General features: G+C 46.5%; 10 protein-coding genes. 7 read left to right on the forward strand and 3 right to left on the reverse strand.

The genetic code is table 11. The annotated features are described in order from the left end of the window. The first annotated feature begins 167 nt into the window (after nt 1-167). Nucleotides 168-2414, forward strand: a complete 2247-nt coding sequence (gene parC / locus A6B40_RS00840; protein WP_176671280.1) for a DNA topoisomerase IV subunit A — start codon at nt 168-170, stop codon at nt 2412-2414. Nucleotides 2415-2514: 100 nt separating this feature from the next. Here the strand turns inward: parC and A6B40_RS00845 are convergent, their stop codons facing one another. Genes A6B40_RS00845 through ttrB form a run of 3 tightly spaced genes read right to left on the reverse strand, consistent with a single transcriptional unit; the run spans nt 2515 to nt 7355 of the window. Then, complete coding sequence (locus A6B40_RS00845; RefSeq protein ID WP_176671281.1) at nt 2515-5607, reverse strand: tetrathionate reductase subunit A; 3093 nt, start codon at nt 5605-5607, stop codon at nt 2515-2517. Further along, a complete protein-coding gene (nrfD, locus tag A6B40_RS00850; protein ID WP_176671282.1) occupies nt 5597-6634 on the reverse strand; it encodes an NrfD/PsrC family molybdoenzyme membrane anchor subunit in 1038 nt (345 codons plus the stop codon). Before nrfD ends, A6B40_RS00845 begins: the two co-directional genes overlap by 11 nt. 1 nt (nt 6635) lies before the next feature. Continuing rightward, a complete protein-coding gene (gene ttrB / locus A6B40_RS00855) occupies nt 6636-7355 on the reverse strand; it encodes a tetrathionate reductase subunit TtrB (protein WP_176671283.1) in 720 nt (239 codons plus the stop codon). 221 nt (nt 7356-7576) lie between these two features. Here ttrB and A6B40_RS00860 point away from each other — a divergent pair, with 221 nt between their 5' ends. The 6 genes from A6B40_RS00860 to mukF all read left to right on the forward strand — a co-directional run bounded on the left by A6B40_RS00860 (nt 7577) and on the right by mukF (nt 13635). Beyond that, nucleotides 7577-8002 (forward strand): very short patch repair endonuclease, encoded by a 426-nt coding sequence (locus A6B40_RS00860; protein WP_176671284.1) that lies wholly within the window; start codon nt 7577-7579, stop codon nt 8000-8002. Between the two features lies 1 nt (nt 8003). Continuing rightward, a complete protein-coding gene (locus A6B40_RS00865; RefSeq protein ID WP_176671285.1) occupies nt 8004-9080 on the forward strand; it encodes a DNA cytosine methyltransferase in 1077 nt (358 codons plus the stop codon). Further along, nucleotides 9073-9678, forward strand: a complete 606-nt coding sequence (locus tag A6B40_RS00870; RefSeq protein WP_176671286.1) for a hypothetical protein — start codon at nt 9073-9075, stop codon at nt 9676-9678. The genes A6B40_RS00865 and A6B40_RS00870 overlap by 8 nt, the downstream gene beginning before the upstream one ends. Nucleotides 9679-9746: 68 nt before the next feature. Continuing rightward, nucleotides 9747-11402 (forward strand): sensor histidine kinase, encoded by a 1656-nt coding sequence (locus A6B40_RS00875; protein WP_236966878.1) that lies wholly within the window; start codon nt 9747-9749, stop codon nt 11400-11402. Between the two features lie 122 nt (nt 11403-11524). After that, complete coding sequence (locus A6B40_RS00880; RefSeq protein ID WP_176671287.1) at nt 11525-12121, forward strand: response regulator; 597 nt, start codon at nt 11525-11527, stop codon at nt 12119-12121. Nucleotides 12122-12291: 170 nt separating this feature from the next. Then, a complete protein-coding gene (gene mukF, locus A6B40_RS00885; RefSeq protein WP_176671288.1) occupies nt 12292-13635 on the forward strand; it encodes a chromosome partition protein MukF in 1344 nt (447 codons plus the stop codon). The last annotated feature ends 25 nt before the right edge of the window (nt 13636-13660 follow it).

Here is a 13660-nt window from a genome sequence, read left to right on the forward strand (position 1 = left end):
CAGAAGTTTTCATAAAAAATCGCCTATTTTTTGCTTATGCAAGCGGTTATTTTTTGATGATTTTTTGCAAAATGATAAACAAAAATGACCGCTTGCGTTTCAAGCTAGACTAAAATCGTTAAATCGTAGAAAATAACGCTCATTTTTCCAATAAGAATAAATTAGAAATGACGACTGAAATCAATTATGAAGGCATTGAACAGATGCCGATTAAGCGTTTTACCGAAGACGCTTACCTCAATTATTCAATGTATGTAATTATGGACAGGGCATTGCCGTTTATCGGTGATGGCTTAAAACCTGTGCAACGCCGTATCATCTATGCAATGTCGGAATTAGGCTTAAACGCCTCGGCAAAATATAAAAAATCCGCTAGAACGGTGGGGGATGTGTTAGGTAAATTCCACCCACACGGCGACAGTGCCTGTTATGAGGCAATGGTGTTAATGGCTCAGCCGTTCTCTTATCGCTATCCATTGGTTGATGGACAGGGGAACTGGGGTGCACCGGACGATCCGAAATCCTTCGCCGCAATGCGTTATACCGAATCCAAACTCTCTAAAATCGCAGAAGTATTGTTAGGCGAATTGGGGCAAGGAACAGTTGATTATCAGCCGAATTTTGATGGTTCGTTGGAAGAGCCTAAATATTTACCAGCTCGTTTGCCACATATTTTGCTTAACGGTACGATGGGGATTGCGGTGGGAATGGCAACGGATATTCCGCCGCATAATATCAATGAACTTGCTGATGCGAGCGTGATGTTATTGGATAACCCAAACGCCACCTTAGACGATATTTTGACAGTTGTACAAGGGCCGGATTACCCAACTGAGGCAGAAATTATCACGCCAAAAGCAGAAATTGCAAAAATGTATGAGCAAGGTCGTGGTTCGATTAAAATGCGTGCGGTGTGGAAAAAAGAAGAGGGCGAAATTGTGATTTCCGCTTTACCGCACCAAGCCTCGCCATCCAAAATTATCGAGCAAATTGCCACTCAAATGCGGAATAAAAAATTACCGATGGTGGATGATATTCGTGATGAATCTGACCACGAAAACCCGATTCGTATTGTGATTGTGCCACGCTCAAATCGCATTGATTTTGAAGCCTTAATGGATCATCTTTTTGCCACGACCGATCTGGAAAAAAGTTATCGAGTCAATATGAATATGATTGGCTTAGACGGCAAGCCGGCAGTAAAAAATTTACTGACGATTTTAACAGAATGGCTCACATTCCGCCGCACAACAGTCACTCGCCGCTTAAATTATCGTTTGGATAAAATTTTAAGCCGTTTGCATATTTTAGACGGCTTGATGATCGCCTTTTTGAATATTGATGAAGTGATTGAGATTATCCGCAACGAAGATGAGCCGAAAGCAGAATTAATGGCACGCTTTAATTTGACCGATATTCAAGCTGAAGCGATTTTAAACCTCCGCTTACGCCACTTGGCAAAATTGGAAGAACACCAATTACAAGCGGAAAAATCAGAGCTTGAAAAAGAGCGTGATGAACTGCAACTGATTTTAGGCTCGGAACGCCGTTTAAACAGCTTAATCAAAAAAGAGATTCAGGCAGATGCGAAAACCTTCGCCAGCCCTCGTCGTTCGCCATTAGTGGAGCGTGCTGAATCGAAAGCGATTGCCGAAAGTGATTTAACCCCAACTGAAGATGTAACAGTGATCCTCTCGGAAAAAGGCTGGGTACGTTGTGCCAAAGGACACGATATTGAGGTCGAAGGCTTAAGCTACCGTGCCGGTGATGGCTATCTCGCCCACGCACGAGGCAGAAGTAATCAACCAGTAGTCTTTTTAGACAGCACAGGGCGAGCTTATGCGTTAGATCCGACTTCATTACCATCGGCACGTTCACAGGGTGAACCACTGACAGGCAAAATCACCTTACCTGAAGGGGCAACCATTCAGCAAGTGCTAATGGCAAATTCAGACACTAAAGTGCTGATGGCATCAGATTCAGGTTACGGCTTTATTTGTACCTTTGAAGATCTGGTTTCTCGCAACAAAGCAGGGAAAGCGGTCATTTCTTTAACAGAAAATGCAAAAGTGCTGCCGCCGCAATTATTGGAAAACGATGAAAATTTATCGCTAGTGGCGATGAGTAATGTCGGCAGAATGTTGGTGTTCCCTGTGAGCGAATTACCTGAATTATCGAAAGGTAAAGGCAATAAAATCATCAATATTTCCGCAGTAGCGGCAAAATTGGGGGATGAGTACCTTGCTCGTTTATTGGTGATTAAACCGGCACAATCTCTCGTGTTTGTGTCCGGAAAACGCAAAATTACGCTCAAACCAAGCGATATCGACAACTACCGCGGCGAACGTGCAAGAAAAGGATCACAATTAGTGAGGGGATTAAGTACTAATTCTACGGTGGAGATTGTAGAGTAGCTTCTACGAAGCTAAAAAAATCCTCTAATCGTTTATATTTAAAATACAAGCGGTCGGTTTTGCAAGAAATTCTGCAAAACCGACCGCTTGTACGTTTTAATTAGGCAATTTTTTCTACTTTCGCAGGAATTCCATTCCGCACAGCAGAGCCACATACCCAATCGAGCATTGGGGATTTCACGGTTCTGGTATGATCCACAATCGCTAAATCATTCAAGTTAATCCCTTTTTGAATCATCGGGTGAGCCGGCACTTCCACGCCGTTAATCGAGTAGGCAGTTGCCCCGTGTTGCTTATGGCCGTAGCCGTGCTCAATCGCAATCGTGCCTCGGGCAAGGCCGTCCAGTACCATAATTTGTACGTTCAGGCTGGCAGCAGGAGTGCTGAGTTTGACTAAATCGCCGTGCTTAATGCCTCGCTCTTTGGCATCTTCGCTGTGCATTGCCACAATGCCTTCGGGCTTGATCGAAAACAGTCGCAACTGCGGAATGACGCTACTCATAATGTTCGATTTAAACGAAATCAGCTTGAAGCCCCATTCCGATTGCGGATAGTGCTGTTCGAGGGTCGAGCCGTCCGCAAAACGTGGTGGCATATAGCTTGGGCAGCCGAGATAACGCTCGCCGTTGCTGTGGTGGCGGGCTTTTGAGACGGTTTCGTTCCAAATCTGCAAGCAGTTTTTCCATTGGAAGCCCATATTATCCTCTTTCCACGCGGACTCGTGCGGGGCAAAACGACCGCCTTTGCAATAGACATTCGCCACTTTCAGCACTTCTTCGGCTTTCAGCGTCTGTTGCAAGGTCGGCATCAAGCGTTGTACGCCGGTTAAAAGCAGATCTTGCTCGCTGGCATCGGGCGCCGGTTTTTCGCCGACAAACGCAACGTTCGCCGCCGCACGCAGAAAATAATCTTCCGAACGGTTGAGCGGATAGGTGTTGCCGTCAAGGTCGGCAATCGCATTCTCGCCAAAGCCCGGCAAGCCCATTTTCTTCGCCACTGCAATCACAAAGGCTTCCATACAGACCGTGTCGCCCTCAGCGGTTTTGGCATTTTTAGACGGTACAATCGGGTGGCGAGCGGTGCTGGCTCGGGTCGGCACACCGCCCCACGGCGTTGAAAAGCCCCAGCTCTCGAAGTTGTGCGTATCCGGCACGATGTAGTCCGCCAGTGCGGTGGTTTCGTTCATAAAGGCATCAATCGCCACAAAGAGCGGTAGGATTTTCGGATCTTTTAACTGCTCCACCGCCAAGGCATTCATCGCCCCCAAGCCATAAACCGGATTGGTCATATGGCTGATCCACGCCTTCGCCGAATATGGATAGCCCTGCACCATTGAAGTGAACATTTCGGTAGTTTGCCCGCCGGTGAACGGATACCACGCCCCTTTTGCCGGATACGGATTTTCGCCCTTCGCCACTTTCTGCTTGTATTCGCTTGAATTTTCGTAGGCTTTTTTACTGCGGGCAAGGTTCGTGCCTTTCGGTTTCACTTGGTTCGGGAAGTTCGCCAAATCGTAGCGTGGGCCATCGCCGAAATCTTTGAATTTACCCGCCCAGACCGACATTCCGCCTTTTTTGTTCATATTGCCGACCATCGCATTCAGCAACAAAATCGCCCAACTGGTATAGAAACCGGTGCTATGCATTGTGCCGCCGTGGGTAATGGCGTTGGCTTTGTGACCGTGCGAGGTGAATTTTTTCGCCAAGTTTTGAATCACTTGCACCGGCACGCCACAGATCTCGCTGTATTCCGCTAAGGTTTTTTGTTGGGCGGACTCTTTCAGCAACTGCATTGAGGATTTGACCCGTACTTCCGTGCCGTCCAACAATTTTGCCATTTCATCAACAAAAATGACCGCTTGTAAGCAATCTTTCGCTGCCACCAGCTCGCCGGTTGCCTGATCTTTCACCACCATCGCATTCTCTTCCACTTTATCTTCGGGGTCGAGTTGCACTGCTTGCAGATCGGTAATGCGTAACGCCTGCCCGAATTTCGGGTGTTTTTCGTCCGCCACAATCAAATGCGAAGCGTTGCAGTAGCTGGCGTGGTTGGCTTGGCTCATCGCCGACAGGCTTGGGCGAGAGAGATAGTCGGCGTTGAAACGGTCGTTTTCGATAATCCAACGCAACATCCCCATCACCAAGGCTAAATCGCCTTCGGGCTTAATTGGCACCCAGTTGTTGTTTTGGGTGGCGAGGGTAGAAGTCATCTCCAAGCGTGGAGCGACTACTACATAGCTGAAATTGTCGTCCGGACGGCGTTTGGCAAGCTGACGGGCTTGACGTTTGAACGGGTTGCCCGACTGTGCCGGCGATGTGCCGATAAACAGGATAAATTCGGCGTGATCCCAGTCCGGTTTGGCGTGCTGATTGTTCTCGAAATCTTTCATAAACGCCCCCGAACCGTTACGGTAGGAAGCCCCACAATACGCTCCGTGTTGGGAGAAGTTGATTGTGCCGAAACTGCGTTGGGCAAAGCGTTGCAACAACGGCTGACGACCTTCCGGGCCGGCAAAGGTGACTAGCAGTTGGTTGGCTTTCACGCCTAAATCGGGCTGTTTCGGGTTGATCGGCTCTTGCAGGTTGCGAATGGCTTTCAAGCCCTCCACTTCGCCCTCGCCGAACAGATTACCGCCATTCACCACTTCTTCCACTAACTGCTCAAAGCTAATCGTCTGCCACTTGCCCTCACCCCGTTTGCCGACACGTTTCAACGGCTGAGTAATGCGATACGGACTATTGATGCTGTCCAAAAATGCCGCCCCACGCGCGCAAGCGGTCGAACGGTTTTCAATCCCGCTTTCGCCCGCCAGCAACACTTCCGCCTTGGCAATCGGCATACCGAACGGCAGGGTTTTATCGCTCGATAACGGGTGGTACGGATTGCCCGAAATGCGGATAACTTGATTGGTTTTCAAATCGACCCTCGCCCGCACGCCACACTGCGTCCAACAGCCCATACACTGCGTGTTGCACACGATTTGATCAGGATTGCTCAACAGCTTGCCTTCAATCACCTGATATTCCGGCACAAGCGAATTGCCGTGAATCGGATCACGGGTTTTCTCGCCCGAAGTGCCGTGCATCACCCCTTTGGCAATCTCCGACACCTTCGGCGCATACCCCGCCCCAAACGCTGCCGCCCCACCAAGGGCTAGGCCGCCTTTTAATAAATTTCTACGTTTATTGTTCATTTTTCTTTTCCCCACAAATCATCACATTCAGTTGCCATACAACCACGCTGACTAAAACCGCCAATCCAAAAATCGACACAATCCCTAATCCGCCATCAACGGCGAACCAATCAAAATGATATGGATTTTGTAAGGCATTGGTTTTGGCAATAGTTTGGGTTTGGATCACCAATACCCAACGTAGCCACCAGCCGAAGCCGAAGAGAGCGACCACGCCGAGCCATTGCAAGCGGTGGTTTTTGCCGAGAAAACTGCAAATCAAGGCTATCAGCCAGCAGAGACCGGTGAGATAGGCAGTGATGGAGCCGTTGAAAAGCAGGGCGAAATCACGTTGGGCAGTTTCACTGCTGAATGCAAGGCCAACAACAGAAAGTGCGGTTAAAATTAACAAGATTTGTAGGGACACACTGCGTGTGTCCGTGGACGCAAGCATTGCGTCCCTACGTGTAATAAAGCGAGTCAATCCCAACGCCACCGCCCACGCTGAGAACAGCATAATCGGCAACAGCCACGCACTGTGCCACAAGGCTCTGGTGCCGGTTTGGTAGGTTTCAAGCACGGTGTAGCCGATAATGCCAACGGCGGTGAGTACCGAAAACAGGCGGAATGCCCAGAGCAAGCCTTGACTGCGTAAGAATGGCAGATTGAGCCACGCCAGCCATTTTGGCAGGTTCGGGCGGGCGTTGTGTGCCAAGGTCAGCACGAAATAGCCGGCAACTGCCACGCTAAACAGAGGCAGAATAATCGCCCCCCACGCCATCGGCGACCACCACGCAAAATCGGTGTAGAAATGCAGAATTCGGCTTGGCTGGTGCAGGTCAGCAGTCAGAGCCACCGGAGCGATAATTGAGCCGATAAAGGCGATCAACACCGCCGATTGTTCGAAAGCGGTCGGTTTCTGGGCTTTTTTTGCAAACAGCACCGCCGTGAATACCGCCGTTGCCGCCACGCCGACAAAGAAGAAATAATTGACAATCCACGGCAACCAAACAATATGTTGCGGTTCGACTAATACTTCACGAATCATTTTACGCCTCCCCCGTCCAAAGCATCGGTTGGCCATCGACTTTGCTCACAAACGCCTCGTCCAGCCCCAAATAAAAGACGTGCGGAATCGTGCCGGATTCCGGTTTTAGCACTTTCAACTCGTCTTTATGTTGTTGATAAAGTTGAGAAATTTGGCTTTTCGGATCGTTCAAATCGCCAATCACCCTTGCTCCACCCACGCAACTTTCCACACACGCAGGGAGTAAACCTGCCTCTAAACGGTGCGAGCAGAAGGTGCATTTATCGGCGGTTTTGGTCTCTTCATTGATAAAACGGGCATCGTACGGACACGCCTGCACGCAGTAGCCACAGCCGATACACTGCTCATTATTGATCACCACAATCCCATCTTTGCGTTGGAAGGTCGCCTGTACCGGACAGACCGGCACGCACGGCGGTTGGTCGCAGTGGTTACACAGGCGAGGTAACACCACATTATTCGCCACCTGCTGACCGTTGGTGATTTCATACTGACGCACTGTGGTGCGGAAGCTGTGTAACGGCGTGGCGTTTTCTACCGAACAGCTCACCGTGCAAGCCTGACAGCCGATACATTTGCGTAAATCGATCAACATTCCGTAGCGTTTCGCCCCGTCACCGTCACGACGGTCAGGCATAAACGCCTTCGCCTGAGCCAACGGCATCGCCGCCGCCCCCACGGTTAAGGCGGACTTCAAAAATAATCGTTTCGTAATATCCATACGTCCCCACAATCATAAAAAAATCAACGAGGGTATTGTAGAAACGGGCAGATTGGGTGGGTATTGTGGTTTTCCACATATCGGGGGGAAGTTTGATTTGGGTCAAGGGGAGGGAAGCGGTTGCTTTTGTACAAAAATTTACAATTCTCTATTCTATCGTTCTTTATCGTTTTTCTATATGGTAGAATTTACAGCATTCCTAAACGTTCAAATTTGATTGTATGGATAAATTAACCCCCGAACAACGCCGAAAATGTATGCAGGCAAGTAAAAATAAGGGTACAAAACCCGAAGTGTTATTGGGAAAAGCTTTGTGGAGCTTGGGATTACGTTATCGGAAAAATGATAAAAATATCTTTGGGAAACCTGATTTCAGTTTCAAAAAATATAAAGTTGCCGTATTTGTTGATGGTGAATTTTGGCACGGAAAAGATTGGGAAATTCGTAAAAACGATATAAAGAGCAATCAAGAATTTTGGATTACCAAAATTGAACGAAATATGGAAAGAGATCGGGAAGTTACTGAAATACTATTAAAGAGTAGTTGGAAAATCCTCCGTTTTTGGGGAAAAGAGGTTGTAAAAGAGCCTTTGGCTAAAGCATTGGAAGTTAAGAGAGTTATAGATGAAATCAAGCAAGAAAAATAAAATGCCAGAAGCATTGAAAGTAGAAGAACCGGCAGGACAATATGATCTTTTTCTAGATCATACTGCATTTCCTCCTAATAAAGAGAAAAAATTTACTTTTATTGATCTGTTTGCCGGAATCGGTGGTTTTCGTATCGCTATGCAAAATTTAGGCGGAGAATGTGTGTTTTCAAGTGAATGGGATGAGAAGGCACAACAAACCTATAAAGCAAATTTCGGAGAGACGCCTTACGGAGATATAACCAGCGAAGAAACCAAAAGCTATATTCCTGCTAAATTTGATGTACTTTGTGCGGGTTTCCCTTGCCAGGCTTTTTCGATTGCAGGTAAGCGTGGTGGATTTGAAGATACTCGTGGAACATTATTTTTTGATGTGGCGGAAATTATTCGCCGACATCAGCCGAAAGCCTTTTTTCTTGAAAATGTGAAAGGGCTGACAAATCACGATAAAGGAAGAACATTAAAAACTATTTTAAATGTATTGCGTGAAGATTTAGGTTATTTTGTTCCTGAACCTAAAATTATCAATGCAAAGGATTTTGGTGTACCGCAAAACCGTGAAAGAATTTTTATTGTAGGCTTCCATAAAAATACAATGATAACAGAGTTTGAATATCCGAAACCAACAGGAATAAAAACATCTTTTATTGATATTCGAGAGAAAGAAACTGTACCTACAAAATATTATCTTTCTACCCAATATGTTGATACATTGAGAAAACATAAGGCACGTCACGAAAGTAAGGGCAACGGCTTTGGTTATGAAATTATTCCGGATAACGGTATAGCAAATGCTATTGTTGTCGGAGGAATGGGGCGTGAAAGAAACTTAGTAATTGATCATCGCATCACAGATTTTACTCCGACAACAAATATAAAAGGAGAAGTAAATCGTGAAGGTATCCGAAAAATGACACCGAGAGAATGGGCGAGATTGCAGGGTTTTCCGGACAGTTATATCATTCCGGTTGCCGATGCTTCCGCATATAAACAATTTGGAAATTCAGTGGCAGTTCCAGCAGTGAAGGCTGTAGCATATAATATAATTAATTTATTAAAAGGAGCTTTAAATGGCTAAAAAAGATGAATTGCAAAAGGTAGAAATAGTTAGAAAACTTATAGAAGATGAACCAATAAATCCAAGCTGGAAACCTAGTGAGTTTATTAGCCACTATTGGAATAAATACAATCAAAAGTTTCCTTCAAATAATAATATGAACGGGGCAATTTTTGAGGAACTTTTAGTTATATCTTTGCTTAGGGAAAATATAGAACCTATTTATGTTCAGGCGAAACTTGCATTTGTCCCAAATGTCATTTTAGATATTGTACTTTATAATCGTAAGACACCTATTACAATTAGTGCAAAAACAAGTTTAAGAGAGCGTTGGAAACAAGCTGATCTTGAAGCAATGGCAACTAAGTATGTTCATAGAGAAGCTAAATGTTATGTTTTGACAATGTCCGAGCAAGAAGTTTCGGCAAGGCGTAAAGCAGAAAATAGTTATATGGGCATAGATAAATTTATTCTTGCTCATACTTCTGAATACGATGATTTGATTGAAGAACTGAAAAAAATCAAAATTTCAGAGAGCGAAAAAATTAACATTATTACAACAGATAAAAATTTGTATAAGAAAGAAACTGTGCAAGAATTCTATGGATTAAATTTATAAAAAATAAGGTCAAAATTTGCAAAGTTTTGACCTTATTTTTTATCATAGGTTTATTTAGTATTGTGAAAATAAAATACATATTTCTCGCTCTATTTTTCTTTTGTCAAACTGCCCTTGCTTATACCTACCAAATCGGCATTCTAGCCCAGCGTGGGGAAGCCTATACCCGCACTCACTGGCAACCTTGGGTGGATTGGTTGAACGGGCAGTTTCCAAATGAGCGGTTTGAGCTTGTGCCGTTGGGCTTGGGTGAGGCGAACAGTCGGGCGGGGTTGGATTTTTTGCTGACCAACCAAGCCCAGTTTTTCTATTTAAGTCGGCAGAATGTCCGCTGGTTGGCGACGCTCAACAGCCCTCATTCGGCGGACGGTGGGGCGGTCGGTAGTAGCATTTGGGTGCGTGCCGACAGCCCTTATCAACGCCTGACCGATTTGAAAGGCAAAACCCTGAGTGCGGTGGATAACGATGCGTTCGGCGGTTTTCTGCTCGGCTACTACGAATTTCATCGGCAAGGAATGCGACAGAGCCGGGATTTTGATGTGCGGTTTTCCGGCTTTCCGGTGGATAACACCTTGTTTTTATTGGCAGAAAATCAGGTTGAGGCGGCGATAGCCCCGGTCTGTTTAATGGAAGAATTGGCGAAAGAGGGCAAGATCAAGCGGTCGGATTTCCGCTTAATTTTGCAAAATCCGCAGGCACAGGGTTGTGAGGCAAGCACCGAGTTACTGCCGAACTGGTCGCTAGGGGCGATGCCGAATGTGCCGAACGCCCTTGCTGCCCAAATTTCGACCGCACTTTTGGCGAGCCAGTCGCCCGATTTGCCCCGTTGGACACCGCCGTTTTCTTCGTTTCAAGCAGACCTGATTTTGCGTGAGCTGTATCGCCACCCGCAACAAAAAAGCCTGTGGGCAACGGTGCAGGACTGGATTTTGCTCAACAAATTCGGGCTGTTGGCAGTCGCCGGTTTTATCCTACTCAACTTGGCGGGGCTACGCTATCAGGTCTATCGCAAAAGCAAGGCGTTGCAGGCGGCACACCGAGAGATGCAACAGTATCAACAGGAACTTGCCCGAGCCGACCGTCTCAGTCTGCTTGGCGAGATGACCTCCGGCTTCGCCCACGAGCTGAAACAACCGCTTTCGGCAATCCGAATGTACGCCGAAGGCTTGAAAAATCAGAGCGAAGACGGCTACGCCCGCCAGATTTTGGCGAAAATTATCGTGCAGGTAGATCGTTGCGTGAATACGATGCAGACGATCCGCAACTGGGTGCAAAACCGCCCGCAAACCGCCCCGCAAGCGGTGGTTTTAAACGAATTAATTGCAAAAGTGATCGAATTTGTGGCGGTGGAAAATCGGCAAAATGCCCATATTCAGCTCCACGCCGACCGCCTCTACCGCCTTGAAATTCACGCCACCTTGCTCGAACAGGTGCTGACCAACTGCCTGCTCAACGCCCTGCAAACGGGAGCGAGCGAAATTGCCGTCCGCCTGCGACCGCAAGAAAACGGCTTGGCGATTGAAATTGAAGACAACGGCGGCGGTTTCTCCGACGCCCAACTCGCCTTCCCCTTCGCCCCCTTCCGTACCGACAAACCGCACGGGCTGGGCTTAGGCTTGGTGCTATGCCAACGGCTGATGCAGTCGATTGGTGGTGATATTGTGTTGAGTAATGGCGAGAAAGGGGCAAGGGTCACACTATCAATACCTCGTAATCCGACCTAGTACGAGCCGTACTAGGCTAAATAATCCTAGTCGCTCCGCGACTAAATGATAGAGAGCTACGGAGTAGCTCAGATGTAATAACTCTGCACGACTCGTGCAGGGAAAAATAATGGAAAAACAAAATGCAAATTCACATTCTTGATGATGACGAAACGATTTTAGATGCCTTGGCATTTCTACTCGCTCCTCTCAACCTGCCGATCAAAACTTGGCAAAACAGCGTGGAATTTATCGAGCAGGCGGACTTGCACCAACTCGGTGCGGTGTTACTGGATATTCGTATGCCGTTGTTAGATGGTCAGCAGGTACATCAAAAACTACGGGAAGCCGAATCCACGCTGGCGGTGGTGATTATAACCGCCCACGGTGATGTACCAATGGCGGTGCGTGAGCTGAAAAACGGGGCGGTAGATTTTCTGCAAAAACCTGTCGGGTTTGAGCAGTTAAAACAAGTGTTGTCAGCAGCAGGAAAAGTGAGCGAACAAGCGGTTAAAATTCGGGTAATTTCGCAAAATTACGCGAAATTGACGGAAAAAGAGCGGAATTTAGTGCCGTATATTATGCAGGGCTATATTAACAAACAAATTGCCGATAAATTGGCGATTTCCGTTAGAACAGTGGAAGTGCATCGTGCCAGTGTGATGGAAAAAATGCAGGCGGAAAGTTTGGCGGGCTTGGTGCAGAAAATTAGCGATTTGCAAAAAATTGAGAAAATATAACCGCTTGTATATTTGAAGATAGTGTGAAATTGTTGAGAAAGTATTATAAATAGTTAGGGTAGTTTGTAAAAATTAAGGTTTGCATTTTATCCTTCCATTCCCATTTGTCTTCCATTCAGTTACAATGTGAACTATTTTTCTACTTTATATTAAATCAAAGATTACGCCGTATGCAGAACGAATTGGCACAAACTATTCCAGAACTCATTTCGTGGACGAAAGATCGTGAGTTTTCTCTTTCCCTTTCCTCAGACCGCTTAGCTTTCTTGCTTGCTATCTCTATTTATAATCAAGAGCAGACGGATGGCGAATTGCTTGAAAGCGATCTTGTGGATCTTTTCCGCTATGTTTCAACGGCGTTTGAGCATTCTGATGCTACCTTTACGCAGCGTGCCAATAATGCAATTAATGATCTCGTCAAGCAGAAATTATTAAACCGCTTCAGTAGCGAATTTACTGAAGGGTTAGCGATTTATCGTGTTACGCCTTTGGGTGTTGGTATTTCCGATTACTACGTTCGTCAGCGTGAATTTTCCACGCTTCGCCTTTCGATTCAGCTCTCTATTGTGGCGGACGAAATTCAGCGTGCCTCGGTGGCGGCAGAAGAGGGAACAGCGGAGGCGAAAGATGAGCGTTTCTGGCGGAATAATGTGTTTGCTCCATTGAAATATTCGGTGGCGGAAATTTTTGACAGCATCGATCTTTCGCAGCGTATTATGGACGAAAACCAGCAACAAATTCGTGAGCGAATTGCCGAGTTGTTAAGCCAAAACTGGCATGATGCGATTATGAGTTGCGAGAGATTGCTTGACGAAACCTCGGGCAATTTGCGTGAGTTGCAAGATACGCTCAATGCTGCCGGCGACAAATTACAAGCCCAACTTTTACGTATTCAAGGTTGCTTAATTGGTCGTGATGATTTGGATTTTATCGACCAGCTGATTGTCAATTTACAGAATAAATTAGACCGCATTATTAGCTGGGGGCAGCAAGCGATCGATCTTTGGATCGGCTACGACCGCCACGTGCATAAATTTATCCGAACTGCTATTGATATGGACAAAAATCGAGTGTTTGGGCAACGTTTGCGTCAATCTATCCAAGATTATTACAACAATCCGTGGCTGCTTTACACCGCTAAAGCGGATTCCTTGCTTGATTTGCGTGACGATGAAGCGATACTGAACGAGGCAGAGTCCGTGGGTGAATTGCCTAGCGAATTGGAATATGAATCGCTCTCTGATGTTCAAGATCAAATTATCGCTACAATGCAAGCTCACTTAGCTCCGTTCCGTGCCGAAGGCAAACCGATTGATTTAGGGGCGATTTTGCGAGAGCAGTTAGCGATGTTCCCGGAAAGTCGTCATTTCGATGTAGCTCGCATTATTGTGGATCAAGCCGTCAAACTCGGTATGGCAAGCCAAGACAACCAAGCCGTTTACCCACACTGGCAGGCAATTAACGACCGTGGTGCGGAAGTGCAGGCGAATGTAATCGACCAATACAACAAGTAACAAGCGGTCGTTTTTGCGTAAAATT

This window comes from Mannheimia varigena (genome assembly GCF_013377235.1).
GTDB classification, from domain to species: domain Bacteria; phylum Pseudomonadota; class Gammaproteobacteria; order Enterobacterales; family Pasteurellaceae; genus Mannheimia; species Mannheimia varigena.

What these genes read in the sequence shown, in the direction of transcription:
- A6B40_RS00865 (WP_176671285.1), top strand. Translation starts at nt 8,004, where the DNA reads ATGCCAGAAGCATTGAAAGTAGAAGAACCGGCAGGACAATATGATCTT.
- A6B40_RS00845 (WP_176671281.1), bottom strand. Translation starts at nt 5,607, where the DNA reads ATGAACAATAAACGTAGAAATTTATTAAAAGGCGGCCTAGCCCTTGGT.
- nrfD (WP_176671282.1), bottom strand. Translation starts at nt 6,634, where the DNA reads ATGATTCGTGAAGTATTAGTCGAACCGCAACATATTGTTTGGTTGCCG.
- parC (WP_176671280.1), top strand. Translation starts at nt 168, where the DNA reads ATGACGACTGAAATCAATTATGAAGGCATTGAACAGATGCCGATTAAG.
- mukF (WP_176671288.1), top strand. Translation starts at nt 12,292, where the DNA reads ATGCAGAACGAATTGGCACAAACTATTCCAGAACTCATTTCGTGGACG.
- ttrB (WP_176671283.1), bottom strand. Translation starts at nt 7,355, where the DNA reads ATGGATATTACGAAACGATTATTTTTGAAGTCCGCCTTAACCGTGGGG.
- A6B40_RS00870 (WP_176671286.1), top strand. Translation starts at nt 9,073, where the DNA reads ATGGCTAAAAAAGATGAATTGCAAAAGGTAGAAATAGTTAGAAAACTT.
- A6B40_RS00880 (WP_176671287.1), top strand. Translation starts at nt 11,525, where the DNA reads ATGCAAATTCACATTCTTGATGATGACGAAACGATTTTAGATGCCTTG.
- A6B40_RS00860 (WP_176671284.1), top strand. Translation starts at nt 7,577, where the DNA reads ATGGATAAATTAACCCCCGAACAACGCCGAAAATGTATGCAGGCAAGT.